18 protein-coding genes are annotated in these 18,780 nt (G+C 69.9%); 12 read left to right on the forward strand and 6 right to left on the reverse strand.

Going from position 1 to position 18,780, the window contains the following annotated elements:
• Positions 1-31: 31 nt before the first annotated feature.
• The 7 genes from AB0I19_RS09550 to AB0I19_RS09580 all read left to right on the forward strand — a co-directional run bounded on the left by AB0I19_RS09550 (position 32) and on the right by AB0I19_RS09580 (position 7,978).
• On the forward strand, positions 32-1,027 hold the full coding sequence (locus tag AB0I19_RS09550; RefSeq protein ID WP_084456314.1) for a YafY family protein: 996 nt from the start codon (positions 32-34) through the stop codon (positions 1,025-1,027).
• Positions 1,024-2,001 carry a YafY family protein gene (locus tag AB0I19_RS09555; protein ID WP_067492100.1) on the forward strand — a complete coding sequence of 326 codons (978 nt, stop codon included), beginning with the start codon at positions 1,024-1,026 and terminating at the stop codon, positions 1,999-2,001. Before AB0I19_RS09550 ends, AB0I19_RS09555 begins: the two co-directional genes overlap by 4 nt.
• Positions 1,998-3,026, forward strand: a complete 1,029-nt coding sequence (locus AB0I19_RS09560) for a 2-dehydropantoate 2-reductase (protein ID WP_357146548.1) — start codon at positions 1,998-2,000, stop codon at positions 3,024-3,026. The genes AB0I19_RS09555 and AB0I19_RS09560 overlap by 4 nt, the downstream gene beginning before the upstream one ends.
• A gap of 92 nt (positions 3,027-3,118) precedes the next feature.
• Complete coding sequence (tatA, locus tag AB0I19_RS09565) at positions 3,119-3,385, forward strand: Sec-independent protein translocase subunit TatA (protein ID WP_067492102.1); 267 nt, start codon at positions 3,119-3,121, stop codon at positions 3,383-3,385.
• Positions 3,386-3,480: 95 nt separating this feature from the next.
• Positions 3,481-4,434, forward strand: coding sequence for a twin-arginine translocase subunit TatC (tatC, locus tag AB0I19_RS09570; protein ID WP_357146551.1), 954 nt, complete (start codon positions 3,481-3,483; stop codon positions 4,432-4,434).
• Positions 4,435-4,437: 3 nt separating this feature from the next.
• Entirely contained in the window at positions 4,438-7,140 is a 2,703-nt protein-coding gene (locus AB0I19_RS09575; RefSeq protein ID WP_357146553.1) for an RNA helicase, read from the forward strand.
• 88 nt (positions 7,141-7,228) lie between these two features.
• On the forward strand, positions 7,229-7,978 hold the full coding sequence (locus AB0I19_RS09580) for a DUF4333 domain-containing protein (RefSeq protein WP_357146556.1): 750 nt from the start codon (positions 7,229-7,231) through the stop codon (positions 7,976-7,978).
• Positions 7,979-8,057: 79 nt separating this feature from the next.
• Here the strand turns inward: AB0I19_RS09580 and AB0I19_RS09585 are convergent, their stop codons facing one another.
• Positions 8,058-9,032, reverse strand: a complete 975-nt coding sequence (locus tag AB0I19_RS09585) for a 5'-3' exonuclease (RefSeq protein WP_357146559.1) — start codon at positions 9,030-9,032, stop codon at positions 8,058-8,060.
• 150 nt (positions 9,033-9,182) lie between these two features.
• Between AB0I19_RS09585 and AB0I19_RS09590 the strand changes: the two genes are divergently transcribed.
• Positions 9,183-10,310 (forward strand): Xaa-Pro peptidase family protein, encoded by a 1,128-nt coding sequence (locus AB0I19_RS09590; RefSeq protein WP_357146562.1) that lies wholly within the window; start codon positions 9,183-9,185, stop codon positions 10,308-10,310.
• A gap of 11 nt (positions 10,311-10,321) precedes the next feature.
• Here AB0I19_RS09590 and AB0I19_RS09595 read toward each other — a convergent pair whose 3' ends face one another.
• Positions 10,322-10,720 (reverse strand): PPOX class F420-dependent oxidoreductase, encoded by a 399-nt coding sequence (locus tag AB0I19_RS09595; protein ID WP_067492107.1) that lies wholly within the window; start codon positions 10,718-10,720, stop codon positions 10,322-10,324.
• Between the two features lie 273 nt (positions 10,721-10,993).
• Here AB0I19_RS09595 and AB0I19_RS09600 point away from each other — a divergent pair, with 273 nt between their 5' ends.
• The 3 genes from AB0I19_RS09600 to AB0I19_RS09610 all read left to right on the forward strand — a co-directional run bounded on the left by AB0I19_RS09600 (position 10,994) and on the right by AB0I19_RS09610 (position 14,441).
• Positions 10,994-11,749, forward strand: coding sequence for an SDR family NAD(P)-dependent oxidoreductase (locus AB0I19_RS09600; protein ID WP_357146565.1), 756 nt, complete (start codon positions 10,994-10,996; stop codon positions 11,747-11,749).
• 202 nt (positions 11,750-11,951) lie between these two features.
• Entirely contained in the window at positions 11,952-13,187 is a 1,236-nt protein-coding gene (cbiE, locus tag AB0I19_RS09605; protein WP_357146568.1) for a precorrin-6y C5,15-methyltransferase (decarboxylating) subunit CbiE, read from the forward strand.
• Positions 13,188-13,688: 501 nt separating this feature from the next.
• Positions 13,689-14,441 carry a cobalt-precorrin-6A reductase gene (locus tag AB0I19_RS09610; RefSeq protein WP_067635688.1) on the forward strand — a complete coding sequence of 251 codons (753 nt, stop codon included), beginning with the start codon at positions 13,689-13,691 and terminating at the stop codon, positions 14,439-14,441.
• 2 nt (positions 14,442-14,443) lie between these two features.
• Here AB0I19_RS09610 and AB0I19_RS09615 read toward each other — a convergent pair whose 3' ends face one another.
• From AB0I19_RS09615 to AB0I19_RS09630, 4 genes are all read right to left on the reverse strand, one after another.
• Complete coding sequence (locus AB0I19_RS09615; RefSeq protein WP_357146571.1) at positions 14,444-14,986, reverse strand: PadR family transcriptional regulator; 543 nt, start codon at positions 14,984-14,986, stop codon at positions 14,444-14,446.
• Positions 14,987-15,079: 93 nt separating this feature from the next.
• On the reverse strand, positions 15,080-16,645 hold the full coding sequence (cobJ, locus tag AB0I19_RS09620; RefSeq protein ID WP_357146574.1) for a precorrin-3B C(17)-methyltransferase: 1,566 nt from the start codon (positions 16,643-16,645) through the stop codon (positions 15,080-15,082).
• The gene (locus AB0I19_RS09625; protein WP_357146577.1) at positions 16,642-17,277 is read right to left on the reverse strand and encodes a precorrin-8X methylmutase; all 636 of its coding nucleotides are present in this window, start codon (positions 17,275-17,277) and stop codon (positions 16,642-16,644) included. Before AB0I19_RS09625 ends, cobJ begins: the two co-directional genes overlap by 4 nt.
• A 49-nt stretch (positions 17,278-17,326) precedes the next feature.
• A complete protein-coding gene (locus tag AB0I19_RS09630; RefSeq protein ID WP_067492196.1) occupies positions 17,327-17,764 on the reverse strand; it encodes an Lrp/AsnC family transcriptional regulator in 438 nt (145 codons plus the stop codon).
• Between the two features lie 129 nt (positions 17,765-17,893).
• Here AB0I19_RS09630 and ddaH point away from each other — a divergent pair, with 129 nt between their 5' ends.
• Positions 17,894-18,745, forward strand: a complete 852-nt coding sequence (gene ddaH, locus AB0I19_RS09635) for a dimethylargininase (protein WP_357146580.1) — start codon at positions 17,894-17,896, stop codon at positions 18,743-18,745.
• Positions 18,746-18,780: the final 35 nt, after the last annotated feature.

An 18,780-nucleotide genomic window follows, 5' to 3' on the forward strand; every position in this document is an offset into this window, starting at 1 on the left:
GCCGACGCCCTCGACCATTACCCTCTAACGGGTGGCGATATCCAAGGTCGAGCGGCTGATGAATCTGGTCATCGCGCTGTTGTCGACCCGGCAGTTCCTGAGCGCGGAACGTATCCGTGACAGCGTGGCAGGTTACGAGGAGTCCGCGACCGACGAGGCGTTCAGCCGGATGTTCGAGCGCGACAAGAACGAACTCCGCGACCTCGGCATCCCGCTGGAAGTGGGTCCGGTGGGTCGCTTCTCGACGCTGGAGGGCTACCGGATCAATCGCGACGCCTACGAACTGCCCGATATCGACCTGTCCAGCGAGGAAGCCGCCGCCGTCGCGGTCGCCGTGCAGATGTGGGCGTCGCCGGAACTGGCCGGTGCCGCCGAAGGCGCATTGCTGAAGTTGCGGGCGGCAGGCGTCACCGTGGAAACCGACAACGTGGGCGTCTCGGTGCCCGCGGTGCCCGCCCGCACCCGTGGTTCCGAACCGGTGCTGCGCGAACTGCTCGCCGCCATCGACGCGGGACAGGCGGTGCGGTTCGGGCACCACAGCGCCGTTACCGACCCGTTCGTCACCCGCGATGTCGAACCGTGGGGTGTCGTCACCCGCCACGGTCGCTGGTACCTGGTCGGCCACGACCGGGAACGCGACGCGGTGCGCACGTTCCGGCTCTCGCGGATCGGCGGCGAGGTGAAGGCGTACGGGCCGGTCAACGCGGTACACAAACCGGCCGACGCCGACCTGCGCGCCATCGTCGACCGGGTCACCGGCGACGCGCCCGTCACCGGGACGGCCACCGTGTGGGTCGCCAAGGGTCGCGGCCGCGAACTGCGCCGCATCGGCACCGAGGTCGACACCCGTGACCTCGGCGGCCGCCCGGGCTCGGTGCTCGAGGTCCCGGTGCGCTCACGCGACTGGGTGGCCCGGCTCATCACCGGCCTCGGCCCCGATGTGCTGGTGCTCGATCCACCGGAATTGCGCGCCGACGTGATGAACCGGCTACGGTCGGTACTGGACCACACGGAGGTGACATCGTGAGTTCGCGCCTGTCCCTACGACTTTCACGCCTGCTGAACATGGTGCCCTACCTGCTCGCGCACCCCGGCATCAGCGCCGCCGAGGCCGCGGCCGAGCTGGGCGTCACCACCAAGCAGCTGATGAGCGACCTCAACCAGCTGTGGATGTGCGGGCTGCCCGGCTACGGCCCCGGCGACCTCATCGACCTGTCGTTCTCCGAGGAGAGCATCGAGGTCACCTTCTCGGCCGGCATCGAACGCCCGCTGCGCCTGACCTCCACCGAGGCCACCGCGCTGCTGGTGGCGCTGCGCTCGATCGTCGAGATGCCGGGCATGGTCGACCCGACCGCCGCGCACGCCGCGATCGCCAAGATCGAATCCGCCATCGCGGGCGGCGATGTCAGTCGCCCGCCCGCGCAGGTGCCCGTCGAACGCCCGGTGGTGGCCACCGTGCGCGCCGCCCTGGCCGACGCGCACGCACTGCGCCTGGTCTACTACTCGGCCAGCCGCGACGAGGTCTCCGAACGCGTCGTCGACCCGATCCGGGTCGTGCTCGTCGACAACAACAGCTACCTGCAGGCCTGGTGCCGCCAGGCCGAAGGTGTTCGGCTGTTCCGGTTCGACCGCATCGAGGACGCCACCGAACTCGACGAACCGGCCCGCCCACCGAGCCACGCCGCCGCCGACGCCGCCGCGCTCGACCTGTTCCAGGACGACCCCGACGTTCCGCTCGCCCGCTTACGCATCCGCGCGGACTACGCCTGGGTGCTCGACCAGTACCCGATGCACCGCATCCGGTCGCGCCCCGACGGCAGCATCGAGGCGGGCATGCGGTTCGCCTCGGCCGACTGGATGGCACGGCTGCTGCTCGGGTTCGGCACCGGCGTGAGTGTGCTCGGACCGCCCGAACTGGTCTCGGCGGTGCGTGAGCGCGCCGATGCCGCCCTGGCCGCCTACGCGGCGGCCGGACTGCTGGGGGAGACCGAACCCGCGTGAGTCAGCGAGTCCTCGTCCTCGGCGCGGGTAGCGTCGGGGTTTTCGTCGGTGGTCAGCTGGCCGCGGCGGGTATGGAAGTCATCTTCGTGGGACGTCAGCGGGTCCTCGACGACATCGCCGAACACGGTCTGCGCCTGACCGACCTCGACGGCGGCGCCACCGAAGTCGGCCCCGACCGGTTCGGGCTCGCGCTCGCCCCCGACGAACCCGAACGAGCCGACCTCGTCCTGGTCACCGTGAAATCCGCCGACACCGCCACTGCGGCGCGCACCGTCGCGGGGCGATTACGCCCAGGCACCCCGGTGGTGAGCCTGCAGAACGGCATCGGCAACGACACCGTCATCCGCGAGATCCTGCCGACCAGCGTGGTCCTGGCGGGCATGGTGATGTTCAACGTCGTGCACCGGGGCGAGGGCCGGTTCCACCGGGCCAGCGACGGTGTCATCGCCATCCAGGACGACCCGGTCGTCGACCGGTTCGCCGACCGGTTCCGCGAGGCGGGCCTGCCGCTGCGCCGCCACCGCGACCTGCGGCCCGTCCAGTGGGCCAAACTCCTGCTCAACCTGAACAACCCGATCAACGCGCTGTCGGGCAGGCCGCTGCGCGAGGAACTGGCCGACCGCGACTACCGGCGCTGCCTCGCCCTCACCCAGTCCGAAGCCCTCGCGGTGATGAACACTGCGCGAATTCGGCCCGCTCAGCTCACCCCGGTGCCACCGGAACTGATGGTGCATCTGCTGCGCGTCCCCGACTCGCTGTTCCGGCGGGTGTTCGGCCGGGTCCTCGCCATCGACCCGGTGGCGCGGTCATCGATGGCCGACGACCTGGCCCGCGGCAAACGCACCGAAATCGCTTGGCTGTGTGGGGAAATCGTGCGCCTCGGCGAGATGGTCGGACGGCCGACACCGGTCAACCGCAGGCTCGTGGAACTGATCCGGGCCGCCGAATCCGGTGACGAACGACGCTTCAGCGGCAGCCGCCTGTTCGCCGAACTGACCGCCGCCGCCCGCGCCGTCGCCCGTTGAACGGGTGGCGAACACCTCCACGGGCGTGGATCCACGAAACTCCGCGCACAGGTAGCATCGGTAATCACCACAGTCTTTGGAGGTAACTCATAATGGGAACGTTCAGCTGGTCGCACCTGCTGATCATCGCGCTGCTGTTCGTCCTGCTCTTCGGTGCGAAGCGGCTGCCGGACGCGGCGCGCGGTCTGGGCCGGTCGCTGCGGATCTTCAAGAGCGAGGTCGGGCAGATGCAGGCCGAGTCCTCGGCCACGACCACCGCGCCCACCGACGCGGCGCCACAGCAGCAGCTGCCCGCCTCGGCTCCGCAGGTCCAGGCCACCCCGGTCGCGCAGCCGCAGCCGCAGCACAAGACGCTCTGACCCACGCATTCACCCCGGGGCGGTAGCGGCCGCTCCGGGGCGCCGTGCTGTTTGCCGAGCATCCGCCGAACCGAGGGTTAGAGGCCACACCAACCATGCGCATCCCGTTCGATCCACGGCGCAGCAAGCGCAGGACGAATCCCGACGGCACCATGTCGTTGGTCGAGCACCTGCAGGAGCTGCGCACCCGGTTGTTGCTCGCCCTCGCCGCGATCGCGGTCACCACCCTGCTCGGCTTCTTCTGGTACGCCACCCCGCTGTTCGGGCTCGACAGCCTCGGCGAGATCCTGCGCGGCCCCTACTGTGAGCTGCCCGCCTCCGCCCGCGCCACCCTGACGCCCGACGGCGCCTGCCGACTGCTCGCGACCGGGCCGTTCGAACAGTTCATGCTCCGCCTGAAGGTCGGTTTCACCGCCGGTGTGGTGCTGGCGGCGCCGTTCTGGCTGTACCAGCTGTGGGCGTTCATCACCCCCGGCCTCTACGCCAAGGAACGCCGGTACGCCTTCGGATTCGTCGGGGCCGGTTCGGTGCTGTTCGTCTCCGGCGCCGTGCTCGCCTACGTCGTCGTGTCGCACGCCCTGTCGTTCCTGCTCACCATCGGTGACAACGTGCAGATCACCGCGCTCAGCGGTACGCAGTACTTCGGGTTCATCATCCAGCTGCTCATCATCTTCGGTGTCAGCTTCGAGACGCCGCTGATCGTCATCGGACTCAACCTCGTGGGTGTGCTGCCGTACGTGAAGCTCAAGGCGTGGCGGCGCGGCATCGTGTTCGGCCTGTTCGTCTTCGCCGCGATCGTCACCCCGCAGGACCCGTTCTCGATGCTCGCGCTCGCGCTGGCACTGACCGTGCTGTTCGAGCTGGCGGTGCAGTTCGCCCGGTTCAACGACGCGCGCCGGGCCAGGCGTGCGGCCGCCGACGGCCTGGCCGGGCTGTCCGACGACGAGGCCTCGCCGCTCGGCACCCCCGATCCGGTCGCGCCGAGCGGACCCGTCGAGGACGCACGGAAAACAGAGCGACCGGTGTCGGACTACTCCGATACGCTCTGAGATGTGACCGATTCTCCCGCGCGGACCAGCGAGTTGGCGCAGTTCGCCAGCGAAATCTCGTTCGACCTCGACCCCTTCCAGCGCACCGCGTGCGAGGCATTGGAAGAGGGGCACAGCGTGCTGGTGTGCGCACCGACCGGTGCGGGTAAGACCATCGTCGGCGAGTTCGCCGTGCATCTGGCGCTCGCCTCCGGCGGCAAGTGCTTCTACACCACACCGATCAAGGCGCTGTCGAACCAGAAGTTCGCCGACCTCACCGCCCGCTACGGTCGCGACAGCGTCGGCCTGCTCACCGGCGACCAGTCCATCAACCCCGACGCGCCCGTGGTCGTGATGACCACCGAGGTGCTGCGCAACATGCTCTACGCCTCCTCCGACGCCCTGCGCGGACTGTCGTACGTCGTCATGGACGAGGTGCACTACCTGGCCGACCGGTTCCGCGGCGCGGTGTGGGAGGAAGTGATCCTGCATCTGTCGCCCGATGTGCGGTTGGTGAGCCTGTCGGCGACGGTGTCGAACGCCGAGGAGTTCGGCGCGTGGATGGAGACCGTGCGCGGCGACACCGCGGTGGTGGTCGACGAGACGCGCCCGGTACCGCTGTGGCAGCACGTGATGGTCGGCAAGCGGATGTTCGACCTGTTCGACACGAAATCCAGCGATCAGAAGGTCCTCGTCGACGAGGACCTGGTCCGGTTCATCCGCCAGCGCGAGGCCAGTGACCGCATGCACGGGTACGGCGGTCCGCGCGGCCGCGGCGCCCGTGGCAATTTCCGGCCGTTGCCGCGCCCGGAGGTGCTGGCCCGCCTCGACGAGGAAGGGCTGCTGCCCGCCATCACCTTCATCTTCAGCCGGGCAGGCTGCGACGGCGCGCTGGCCCAATGCCTGCGTGCCCGGCTCGATCTGAGCAGGCCGGGCGACGCCGAGGTTGTCGACGAGATCATCGAAAAACACACCGGCGACCTGCCCAAGGCCGATCTCGAGGTGCTCGGGTACTGGGAATGGCGCGAGGCGCTGCAGCGCGGGCTCGCCGCCCACCACGCGGGCATGCTGCCCGCCTTCCGGCACACGGTGGAGGAACTGTTCGTCAAGGGCCTCGTGCGGGCCGTGTTCGCCACCGAGACCCTTGCCCTCGGCATCAACATGCCCGCCCGCACGGTGGTGCTCGAGCGCCTGGTGAAGTTCAACGGCGAGACGCACGCCGAACTCACCCCCGGCGAGTACACCCAGCTCACCGGTCGCGCGGGCAGGCGCGGTATCGATGTCGAAGGCCACGCGGTGGTGCTGTGGCAGCCGGAGGTCGACACCAGCGCGGTCGCCGGTCTGGCCTCCACCCGCACCTACCCGCTGCGCAGTTCCTTCCGGCCCGGCTACAACATGTCGATCAACCTGATCGACCGGATGGGCGCCGAAGACGCCCGCAACCTGCTGGAACGGTCCTTCGCCCAGTTCCAGGCCGACCGCTCGGTGGTCGGGCTGGTTCGCGGTATCGAAAAGAACCAGGGCGCGTTGCGCAAGCTGGAGAGCCAGCTCGGCGGCGTCGACGGTGACTTCATGGAGTACCTGTCGCTGCGGGACCGGATCAAGCAGCGCGAGCGCGACATCCAGCAGCAGGGCCGGGCCGATCGGCGCGGCGCCGCCGTGCGCGCGCTGATCGAATTGCGGCGCGGCGATGTGGTCGCGATCCCGTCGGGCAAGCGCGCCGGGCTCGCGGTGATTCTCGAACCCGATCAGACCCCCGGCGACCCGCGACCCCTCGTGTTGACCGAAGACCATTGGGCCGGAAGGGTTTCCGCCGCCGACTTCCCCGTCCCCGCCGAACCCCTCGGGCACATGCGGTTGCCGCGCCGAGTCGACCACCGTACCGCCCGCATCCGCCGCGACCTCGCCTCGGCGCTGCGCGGAACCGGCATCTCGGCGCCCGGCCGTGGCAGCCGCAGGCGCAACGATCACGCCCGCGCGGGCGAGGATCGTCAGCTGGCCACCCTGCGCCGCAGCCTGCGCGCCCACCCCGCGCACAGCAGGCCCGACCGCGAACAGCTCAGCCGTATCGGCGAGCGCTACGCGCGGCTGGCCCGCGAGACCGAGTCGATGCGCCAGAAGGTTGCCGCGACGACGAATTCCCTCGCGCGCACCTTCGACCGCATCGTCGGCCTGCTCGAGGAACGCGGTTTCGTCGAGCACGGTGAGGTGACGCCCGACGGCAGGCGGCTGGCCCGCATCTACGCCGAAAGCGACCTGGTCGTCGCGGAATGCCTGCGGCAGGGGCTGTGGCGCGGACTCGGTCCCGCCGAACTCGCCGGAGTCGTGTCCGCGCTGGTGTACGAATCGCGGCAGGAGTCCGGCTTGCTCACCGCGCACGGCCCGACCGACCCCATCCGGCGCGCGGTCGCCGCGACCATCGAGGTGTGGGGGCAGTTGCGTGCCGACGAGGCGAGGCACAAGCTTCCGCCGACCCGCGAACCCGACCTGGGATTCGTGAACGGGGTGTACAAGTGGGCGCGCGGTGACGCGTTGGCCGAGGCGTTGCTGGCCAGCGGCGATCAGAGCAGCGTGATGTCGGCGGGCGACTTCGTGCGCTGGTGCAGGCAGGTGATCGACCTGCTCGACCAGATCCACAACACCGCCGACGACACCGAGATCGCGGGCACCGCGGCCAAAGCCGTGCGTGCCGTCCGACGGGGTGTCGTCGCGGTGGACGCCGCGTAGATGTTTCGTCTGTGATTTGATTTCCTGGCGTAGCCGGCCTGGCGCGGGGGGCTACCGTGTGTACAACTATGCGAGTGGAGGCGAGTGGATGAGCGGCCCGTACGGACCGAACGGCCCAGGGGAGGGGAGCAACGATCCCACCCAGCACTGGGGGGGTCAGCAGGGGGCCGGTGGCGCCGGTCCCACCCAGCACTGGGGTGGTGCGGCACAGCCGCCGCAGCAGCCGCCACAGGGTGCCCAGCCGACCCAGCAGTGGGGTGACCCCAACGCCGGACAGCAACCGCAGCAGCAGTGGGGCCAGCCCCAGCAGCCGCAGCAGCAGTGGGGCCAGCCGCAGCAACCCCAGCAGCCGCAGCAGTGGGGCCAGCCGCAGCCGCAGCAGCCGACCGGTCCGCAGCAGCAGTGGGGTCAGACCCAGCCGCCGCCGCAGGACTGGAACGCGCAGCAGCCCGCAGGCGCCCAGCAGTGGGGCCAGCAGCCGCAGCAGCAGTGGGGTCAGCAGCCGCAGCAGGGTCCCGGGGGCAAGGGTAAGGGCAAGGGCCTGATCATCGGCCTCGTCGTGGCAGGCGTGCTGGTGATCGCCGCCGTGATCGGCCTGCTGCTCGTCGTGTTCTCGGCCGACGAGCTCGACCAGTCGGCGGTGCAGGACGGTGTCTCCTCGGTGCTCACCGGCTCCTACGGCATCGCGGACGTCTCCGATGTGTCGTGCCCGTCGGGTCAGAAGGTCGAGGTCGACGCGACCTTCACCTGTGACCTGAAGGTCAGCGGTGAGGACAAGAAGGTCACCGTGAAGATCACGAAGGAAGACGGTACCTACGAGGTCGGCCGCCCCAACTAGGCTGTCGTACCGCGGTTTTCAGCCTACCGCCAGGTGGTTTCCGGGCCGCCCGCACTGCATGCGGGCGGCCCGGCGTCGTTCACGCGGTGTGCGCGGCGGCCAGCGCCGTGATCAGCCGGGTGATCGGGCTCTCGGCGTTGTAGGCGGTCGCGAGTTCGCGCAGCCGCTCCGGGTCGGCGGGAACCGCGGGCAGGGTGTCGGGCCCGGACAGCTCGACATCGGCGTCGCAGACCACCCGGACCACCGGTGCGGCTGCCTTCAGATAGTCCTGTGCGGCAACGAGTTTGGCGCGCACGCCCTTGGCGAGATCGGAAGCGGGATCGTCGACGGCCGTCATCAGGGCGTCGAGAGAGCCGAACCGGGAGATGAGCTGGGCGGCGGATTTGTCGCCGATGCCCGCCACACCCGGCAACCCGTCGGAGGCGTCGCCACGCAAGGTGGCCATGTCGGCGTAGGCGGGCCCCGCATTGACCACGGGCACACCGTATTTCGCGGACACCTCGGCGGGCCCGTACAGCTCCGCCTTGGCCAGGCCACGGCCCGCGTAGAGCACCCGCACCGGCGGTGCCGGGTCGTCGCGGACCAGTTGCAGCAGGTCGCGGTCGCCGCTGACGACCACAACGGAATCGCTGCGCTCGCGGTGGGCGAGAGTGCCGAGGACGTCGTCGGCTTCGAGCCCCTCGGCGCCGCCGGTGGCGATCCCGGCCGCCGCGAGCACGTCCAGGATCATCGGCACCTGCGGGGTGAGGGTGTCGGGAACCTCCTCGGCGCCGGGCGCCGCCGTGCTGCTGGTGTCGAGGCGGTGCGCCTTGTACGACGGCACGAGCGCCACCCGGAACGGCGGGCGCCAGTCCAGGTCCAGCCCGACGACGAGCCTGCTCGGCCGGTGTTTGGTGATCAGCGAGGCGACCATGTCGGTGAAGCCGCGCACCGCGTTCACCGAGCGGCCGTCGGCGCCGCGCAGTTTGTCGGGGATCGCGTAATAGGCGCGGAACCAGAGGCTGGCGCCGTCGAGGATCAACAGGGGTCCACGGGTGCTCTCGGCAACGGTCACCCGGTGATTGTGCCTTGTGGCTCCGACAGGTGAGCGCCATCAACACCGCATCGGCCGTCGCACGGCGGCTGTGTGGTGCGTTCGCCCGAGCTCGCACGTCGTCCGGGCGAATCTGTGTGTCACGCGGCGCGGCGGGTAACGTCGGAGACTATGAGCGCGCACACGAATGCCAGGTTCGCGGCGGATGTCTACGGTCAGCGGCTCGAGCGGGCGGTGGAGTTGATGCGCGCGGCGCATCTGGACGCCCTGCTCATCACGCCGGGTCCCGACCTGCGGTATCTCATCGGGTCCGATGCCGAATCGTTCGAACGGCTCACCTGCCTGGTGATCACCGCCGACGGCGCGACCCCGTCGGTCGTCGTGCCGAAGCTCGAGCTGGCCGCGCTGGACGGGTCGGCGGCCGGGGAACTGGGCCTGCGGATTCTCGACTGGGTCGACGGCGTCGATCCGTATCAGCTGGTCCGTTCCATCCTGCACGCCGGTTCGCGTATCGCCGTCGCCGACGCCATGCCCGCCCTGCACTTGATTCCGCTGGCGGAGTCGACCACCGGGCTGCCGTCCTCGGCCACGCCCGTGCTGCGGCAGTCGCGGATGATCAAGGACGAGGCCGAGATCGACGCCTTACGCCGTGCGGGCGCCGCGATCGATCGCGTGCACGCCCGGATGGGTGAGTTCTTGCGGGCGGGCCGCACCGAGGCCGAGGTGCATGCCGATATCGCGGCGGCGATCGTCGAGGAGGGGCACACCGAGGCGGAGTTCGTCATCGTCGGCAGCGGCCCGAACGGTGCCATCCCACACCACCTGTTCTCCGACCGCGTCATCGAACAGGGCGACGTGGTGGTGATCGATATCGGCGGACCGGTGACGCCCGGCTACTACTCCGATTCCACCCGCACCTATGTGCTCGGCGAGCCGCGGAAGCAGATCGCCGAGCGGATGGCGTTGCTCGAGGCGGCGCAGGCGGCGGCGGTGGCCGCCGTGCGACCCGGTGTCACCGCCGAATCCGTCGACGCCGCCGCCCGCACCGTGCTGGCCGACGCGGGCCTCGGCGATGCCTTCGTGCATCGCACCGGACACGGCATCGGCCTGTCGGTGCACGAGGAGCCCTACATCGTGGCGGGCAACGACCTGGTGCTCGAGCCGGGCATGGCGTTCAGCATCGAACCGGGCATCTACTTCCCTGGCCAGTGGGGTGCGCGCATCGAGGACATCGTTGTCGTCACCGAGGACGGTGTGGAGTCCATGAACCAGCGCCCGCACGGCCTGACCGTGTTGTAAACGGTCACAAGCTATTTGAGCGTGCTCGACGACAGCACCCGGCGCACCTGGATCGCGACGACCACGCGCGTCGGGTTCTCGCGCGGCACGCGGTAGCGCTCGGTGTAGCGGCGCACGGCCTCGGCGACGTCGTCGGCGTCGGTCAGCACGGTGGCCGGCCCTTCGAGGGTGAGCCACCGCGCCCCGTCGACCTGGCTGACGGCCGCGTATCCACCCCGCGCGGCATTACGGGCCTTCACCGACGCGCCGTCGGTGATCACCCGAGCGATGCCGCTGTCCGCGTCCCAGGTGAACCCGACGGCTACGACGTGCGGTGTGCCGTCCGCCCGCAGGGTGGTGAGGGTGGCCAGGTGCCGCTCGGCGACGAACGCGAGGGCGGCGGGGGAGAGCTGTGTGGTCGCGGTGGGCATGTGTTCGACGCTAGTCGGTCATCCCGTGCGCTCGGTCGGCGGGCGCGCACCCTCAGCGGCGGTCAACGGCACCCTTTCAGGCAGCGCCGGGCGGTCGGAGGGGTGTTGGCGGGCCTGCCGCTCGAGCGGACCGGCGTGCGACACCCGGCCGTTCGGCCGGCTGTCGGTACCGCGGCCGCGTGTTCGGACGGGGCCCGGCGTCGCTTCGCCGGTCGCGTTCGTAATCGCGGGGAGGCTCGGTGACGGGGGAACCCGGGATGACACACTGTGCGCATGGGAGAGCAGCAGGCGAACCGGGGCCCGGTCCTGGTTCTGGGTGGGCGCAGTGAGATCGGACTGGAAGTGGCGCGCAGGCTGGCGCCGGGCCGGGTGGTGATCCTCGCGGCCCGCCGCTCCGCCGCGCTGGCCGCCGAGGTCGAACAGGTGCGCGCGGCCGGGGCGACCGCGGTGCACACAGTCGAATTCGACGCCGACGACACCGCGACGCACGCCACGCTGCTCGAGAAAATCGCCGCCGAACACGGTGGAATCGGCACGGCTGTCCTGGCTTTCGGCGTTCTCGGCGACCAGACCCGCGCCGAACACGACCCCGACCACGCCGTCGCCGTCGTGCACACGGACTACGTCGCCCAGGTCAGCGTTCTCACCACCCTCGCGAATCTGTTGCGCGCACAGGGCAGTGGCCAGATCGTCGTCTTCAGCTCCATCGCGGGCGTACGGGTCCGGCGGGCGAACTACGTCTACGGTTCGGCGAAAGCGGGCTTGGACGGGTTCGCCAGCGGCCTCGGTGACGCCCTCCACGGCACGGGCGTCCAGTTGCTCTTGGTGCGATCGGGTTTCGTCATCGGCCGCATGACCGAGGGCATGGACCCCGCGCCCATGGCCAGCACCCCCGACCAGGTCGCCGACGCCGTCGTCCGCGCCTTGAACAAAGGCGCCACCCGAGTCGCCGTCCCCGGCCGCCTAGCGCTGGCCTTCTTCGTCATGCGCCTTCTGCCGCAGTCCATCTGGCGCCGGATGCCACGGTGATTGCCGCCCCGATGGTCCGCTGCGCGCATGTCGCTTCGGCGCCGGATGCTGCGATGACCTCGGCTTCGATGCCGCGGCGTGCGCGCCCCGGTCCGGCGCCGTATGTCGCGGTGGCTGCCGGCCCGACGGCTCGGCGTGAGCGCATCGACACTGCTCTGCGTTCGACAACGATAGTCCGCTCGCAGACGGGTGGGGTACCCCGATGACTAGTGCGGCGTGGTCGGGTGTCCCGATCCGCGTGGTGGGTATCGGCGCGGACGGGTGGGGTGGCCTGGGGGAGCGGGCCAAAGCGGCAGTCGAGGACAGCGAAGTGGTGTTCGGGTCGCCGCGACAGCTGGCGCTGGTACCGGACGGGAAGTTCGAGCGAATCCCGTGGCCGACACCCCTGCTGCCCGCTCTCCCGGAACTGCTTGCGCACCACAGCGGTCGGCGGCTCACCGTGCTCGCCAGCGGCGATCCCATGTTCTACGGCATCGGTGCCACCCTGGCCCGCATCGTCGGACCCGGCACGCTCGACGTGTACCCGCAACCGTCGTCGGCGTCGCTGGCGTGCGCCCGGCTCGGCTGGCCGCTGGCCGAGACCCCGGTGGTGAGTGTGGTCGCCCGACCGCTCACCACGGTGCTGCCGGAACTGGCCGACCGTCGTCGAATTCTCGTCCTGAGCGAGAACGAATCGACCCCGGCCGCGCTGGCGAAACTGCTGCGCGACAACGGTTTCGGTGCCTCCACGCTCACCGTGCTCGAACAGCTCGGCGGCGAGAACGAATGCCTGCGTACCGGCACGGCCGACGACTGGCAGCGCCCCCCGGGTGACCCGCTCAACCTCTGTGCCGTCGACTGTGTGGCCGACCCGCATCACTCCCGCCGCACGAGAACCCCCGGCCTGCGCGACGATTCGTTCACCGGTGACGGCCAGCTCACCAAGGCCGAGGTCCGCGCACTCACCGTCAGCGCCCTCGCCCCGGCTCCCGGCGAACTGCTGTGGGATGTCGGCGGCGGTTCGGGCACCATCGCGATCGAATGGTGCCGTACCCACCCGGCGTGCCGCGCGGTCACCTATGAACGCCTGCCCGCCCGTCGCGAGCAGATCGCCACCAACGCGCACGCGCTCGGTGTGCCCGGCATCGCGGTGCGCGGCGCGTTCCCCGACTCCCTCACCGACGCCCCGGCGCCCGACGCGATATTCCTCGGCGGCGGACTCACTCAGGACGGCGTTTTCGACGCCTGCTGGCAACGCCTGCGGCCCGGCGGCCGTCTGGTGGCCAATGCGGTGACCGCCGAGTCGGAAACACTGCTGCTGGCCTGGTACGCGCGCCACGGCGGCACCCTGCGCAAATTTCAGATCTACCGAGGCGAACCGCTCGGCGGATTCACCGCCTGGCGGCCGCAGCTTCCCGTCGCGCAGTGGATCGTCGTCAAACCGCGCGCAAATTCCTGACGGGTCACCCGTCTCTCGCATAACGATATGCCGGGGTGTGCGCCCCGAATTTGCTCCTTTTCGCGTGAGCACCCGATGCGACTGTTCGGTCCGCACGTGGTCTCGCGCACCACCGGCCGAACATCGCTCGCACACGGCGGATGTCTCCGACGGCATCGAGATGCTGGGCAATCGCCCAGCGCCGCTGTCGGACTCGAAACGTTGCCGGGCTCGCCGGTGCGCCCGCACCATCGACCCGGGCATGGACGGCGAACGTGCTGGTCAACCGTCCATGTCGCCGGTGTGCCGATCACGGTCAGATCACGGTCAGATCACGGCCGAACGGTGAGTGCATCTGCAAGCTCACCCAGAAAGTTATGCACTGAAGGTGTAACACTTCCCCAACGGGGGTATGGTCGGGCGCGGCCCGGGCAAAACTCGGAGCCTCGATTTCGATGGACGGAGTTGTATGCGGTGCACCAGGTCGACCACCCCTGACCGGGACGACGTCAGCGGGCAGTCCTGAGAGTTCTGATCCTCGGCGGTACGGGCGAGGCTCGTGAGCTGGCGAACCTGGCGTCCGGTGAGCGTGGAGTCGATATCGTCTCCTCGCTGGCGGGACGTGTCGCCAACCCGCGATTGCCGGTCGGTCCGGTGCGCATCGGCGGATTCGGTGGTGTCGAGGGCCTCCGAACCTGGCTACGCGAGAACCGTATCGATGCCGTCGTGGATGCCACCCACCCCTTCGCGGCCCAGGTCAGTACCCATGCGGCGACCGCGGCCGCCGACCTCGGCCTGCCCGCGCTGCACCTGCGCCGCCCCGAATGGGTGCCGCGCCGGGGCGACCTGTGGACGCGGGTACCCGATCTCGCCGGGGCCGCCTCCGCCCTGGCCGACCGGGGCGAGAACGTACTGCTCACCATCGGCCGCCAAGGTGTCGGCGCCTTCGCGGGTTGTCGCAGGCAGCGTTTCGTCATCCGATCGATCGACGCGCCGACCGGCCCGTTGCCACCGCGCTACGAATTGCTGCTCGCGCGTGGGCCGTTCACCTTCGACGAGGAGCTGGTGCTGATGTCGCGTCATCGCATCGACGTCCTGGTCACCAAGAACAGCGGCGGCGCGCAGACCGAGGCGAAGATCGCCGCTGCGCGCACGGCCGGCGTGCCGGTCGTCATGATCGAACGCCCACCGCTGCCCGCGGGCGCGAACGTCGTCGACGAGGTCGGCGCCGCCCTCGACTGGTTGCGGCTCGCGACCGCGCACAGCGTTTCCTGAGCTCAGCGCGACGGTTGCCCGGCAAAGATGGCGGGCAGCTGGTCGAACCACTCCAGCACCGCGCGCTCGTAGCAGATCCCGAATTCGAGCGTGGCCCGCTGGTGCGGCGCCAGAGCGGTCGCGTCCTCGTCGAGATAGCGGTCGAGCCGGTCCTGGTGGATATTGCGGTTGGCGGTGATGATCCGGTCGCGGTGCGTGGGATCGAGGTGCTCGCCGAACGACAGTGTGAGCAGCAAGGGCACCCGGATCGTCTCGGCACCGGGATCGCGGGCGATCCATTCGGCGAACGCCTCCCGCCCGGCCTCGGTGATCCGGTAGGGAATGCGCTCGCGCGCACCCCGTTCGCCCTTGGTCACCAGGCCCGCGGTGTCCATCGTGGCGAGCTCGCGGTAGACCTGGCTCTGGGTGATGGTCCAGAAGTCGCCGATGCGTTGCTGGGCGAGAGTCGCGAGGTCCCAGCCCGACATCGGACCCTCGTGCAGGAACCCCAGCAGTGAAGCCGCGGTGGAGTTCAGCGGGCGGCGGCGGGTCGCGGTGTCGGTCAACGGTCAACTCCCTTCGAACTACATTCCTATGTGGAATGTTAGGCCAGGGTGGAAATCGCGCCAAGGTTGCCCGTGTCGCGGCGTGTCGCGGGTCTAGGCGTTCTCGTAGCGGCGCGCCGTGAAAACGCGGGTCCCCTCAGGCGTGTCGAAGGCCGTCGTGGTGGATGCGCCGATGATGAGCAACGTGCGCATGTCGACCTCGTCGGGGTTCAAGTCGGCGAGGGTCACCACGCGCACCGATTCCGTCGGCCCGCCGACATCGCGACCGAGCACCACCGGCGTCTCCGGGTCGCGATGGGTCAGCAGGATCTCGCGCATCGCGCCCACCTGCCAACGTCGCTGCGTGGAGGCCGGGTTGTAGATCGCGATCGCCATATCCGCCGCCGCGACAGCCGAAAGCCGTTGCGCCACAACCTCCCACGGCTTGAGCCGATCGGAGAGCGAGATCATCGCGTAGTCGTGGCCCAGCGGTGCGCCCACCCGGCTCGCCACCGCGTTGGCCGCCGTGAGCCCCGGCAGCACCCGTACCGGCACATCCTTGAACTGCGGTTCGGCCGACACCTCGAGCACCGCCGAGGCCATCGCGAACACCCCGGGATCGCCGGAGGACACGACGGCGACCCGCGCACCCCGCTTGGCCAGATCGAGTGCCATCGCGGCGCGCTCCGACTCGACCTTGTTGTCGCTGGCGTGCCTGCGCTGGCCGGCCCGCTCGGGGACCCGGTTGATGTAGGTGGTGTAGCCGACGAGATCGGTCGCCTCGTCCAGGGCGGCGGTGACCTCCGGGGTGGTCCAGTCCGCAGCGCCGGGCCCGAGGCCGACGACCACGACTTCGCCTGCGGCGCTTGCTGATTCGCCCTGCGAACTCACTTCGGTCCGTTCCGGCCTGTCCGTCGGTGCACTGCGGTGCTGTCCGCCGACGAGGGACGCGACCCCGGTGGTCGGGGTTGGCCCGGGAACCAGCGTGATCGAGAAGTAGGGCACATCGGCCTCGTCGACATCCGCGGCCGCGAGTACCCGCTGACGGGTGCTGCTCGCGCGTTCGACGTAATAGGCGTCGTCGAGTCGACCGGCGTCGGCGAGCGCGCGGCGCACACCGGGGAAGGTGCGTCCCAGCTTCATGATCGCCGCGGCGTCGGTCTCGCGCAGCCGCTCGGTGAGTTCGTCGACGGGCATAGTGCCGGGCAGCACCGTGAGCACCTGCTCGCCTTCCACCAGGGGCGTGCCGAGCGCCGCCGAGGCCGCGCTCACCGAGGTGATGCCGGGGACGATCTCGGCATGGAACCGGTCCGCCAGGCGGCGGTGCATGTGCATGTACGAGGAGTAGAACAGCGGGTCACCGGCCGCGAGCAGGGCGACATCGCGTCCGGCGGCGAGGTGGGCGGCCAACCGGGCGGCGGCCTGCTCGTAGAACTCGTCGATCGCGCCCTGATACCCGCCGGGGTGGTCGGTGGTCTCGGTGGTCACCGGGTAGACGAGGTGCTCTTCGATCTGGCCGGGCCGCATGTACGGCTCGGCGATACCTCGGGAGATGCTTCGCCCGTGCCTGGCGCTGTGGAAAGCCACCACGTCGGCTGCGCCGATGAGCCGGGCCGCTTTCACCGTCACCAGTTCGGGATCGCCGGGGCCGAGGCCGATGCCCCAGAGTGTGCCGCTCATTCCTGTTCGCTCGCAATCGCGTTCAGCGCCGACGCGGTGATGGCGCTGCCGCCCCGCCTGCCACGCACGGTCAGATATTCGACGCCACCGAAGTCGATCAGCGCCTGCTTGGATTCGGCCGCCCCGATGAAACCGACGGGGATACCGATGATCGCGGCGGGTCGCGGCGCGCCTGCGTCGAGCATGTCGAGCAGGTGGAACAGCGCGGTCGGGGCGTTGCCGATGGCGACCACCGCGCCGTCGAGTTCGGTGCGCAGCAGGTCGAGCGCGGCGACCGAACGGGTGTTGCCCATGCTCGCGGCCAGCTCGGGCACGCGGGGGTCGGTGAGGTTGCACAGCACCGGGTTGTCGGCGGGCAGCCGCTTGCGGGTGACGCCCGAGGCGACCATGTTGGCATCGCAGATGATCGGTTTGCCTGCCTGCAACGCGGCGCGCGCGGCCGCGACCACACCGGGGGTGTAGGCGATGTCGCCCGCCAGGTCGACCTGTCCGCACCCGTGGATCATCCGCACCACCACGCGCTCGACATCGGCGGGGAAACCGGCGAGGTCGGCTTCGGCGCGGATGGTCGCGAACGAGCGCCGATAGATCTCGGCCCCGTCGGTGAGGTAGCTGGTGCGCACGTCGGACATGCGCACAACCCTAGAACCTGGCCGCGACGTGGTGTTCGGCGCGGTCGGCTCAGGTGCGTGGGCGCTCGAGGATGCGCGACATCACCAGCGAACTCCTGGTGCGCCCGACGCGCGCGTTCTCCCTGATCCGCTCCACGGTCACCTCGATCTCGGCCATGTCGGTGGCCATCACGTGCACCAGCGCGTCGGCCTCGCCCGCGATGGTGCACACTCCGACGACCTGCGGGATCGGTTCCAGTGTCCGGCGCAGTTCGGCGGGGGAGATGTTGTCGCGGTAGTACACCTCCACGTACGCCTCGGTGGTCCAGCCGAGGGCGGCCGGATTGACCAGGGCGGTGAACCCGGTGATCTGCCCACCGGCCACCATCTTGTCCACCCGCCGCTTCACCGCGGGCGCCGACAATCCGACGGTCGAGCCGATCTCGCCGAAGGTGGCGCGCGCGTTCTTCAGCAGGGCGGCGAGAATGCGGCGGTCGATGTCGTCCATGAGGATCCTCTCGCGCAATGGATCGCCATTTTCCCATCGATACACGCAATGAATCGGTGTTCCCTACGCAACGCGACGACATTTACCGTCGAGGCGTCGATTCGCGCCGCGCAGCCACCGGGAGTTCTGATGACCGCCGTCCTTCCCCTTCCCTCCTCGACTCCGGCGCGGGTGGCCACCCCGCGCCGCTTCGTGATGTGCCGACCGGACCACTTCGAGGTCACCTACGCGATCAATCCGTGGATGGATCCGGCGGCGTCGGTGGACCGGGCGCGGGCGCTGTCGCAGTGGGAGATCCTGCGCGCGCTGCTCGAACAGCACGGGCATTCGGTGGAGACCGTGCCGGGTGAGCCGGGCCTGCCCGACATGGTGTTCGCGGCCAACAGCGCGATCGTGATCGGCGGTCGTGCGTTGTCGGCCCGCTTCGCCCATCCCGAGCGGCAGCCGGAGGGCCCGGCGTTCCATCGCTGGTTCGCGGCGCGGGAGTTACGCGAGTTGACGGTGGCGGCCGAAACCAACGAGGGGGAGGGAGATTTCACGTTCGCGGGCGAGCGGATCCTGGCAGGCAGGGGATTCCGCTGCACGGTGACCGCCCACGCCGAGGTAGAACGGTTCTTCGGTCTGCCCGTGCTCTCGCTCGAGCTGATCGACCCCCGCTTCTATCACCTCGACACCGCGCTGATGTGCCTCGACGAGACCACCATCGCCTACTACCCCGGTGCGTTCAGTCCGGCGGCCCGCGAGGCGCTGACCACCCACTACCCGGACGCGATCCTGGCCACCGAGGCCGATGCCCTGTCCTTCGGCCTCAACGGGGTGAGCGACGGCCGCCACGTCTTCCTCGATCCGGGCGCGACCGGGCTGATCGCGGCCCTGCACGAGCGGGGTTTCGCACCGGTCCCGGTCGACATGTCCGAGCTGCGTAAAGGTGGTGGCGGCGTGAAGTGCTGCGTCCTCGAACTGCACACACCCCGTCCCTGAACCGGCCGGGGAGCACTGGGTTCCCCGGCCGATCC

Origin of the sequence: Nocardia sp. NPDC050413, assembly GCF_040655475.1 — a bacterium.
Lineage (GTDB): Bacteria > Actinomycetota > Actinomycetes > Mycobacteriales > Mycobacteriaceae > Nocardia > Nocardia coubleae.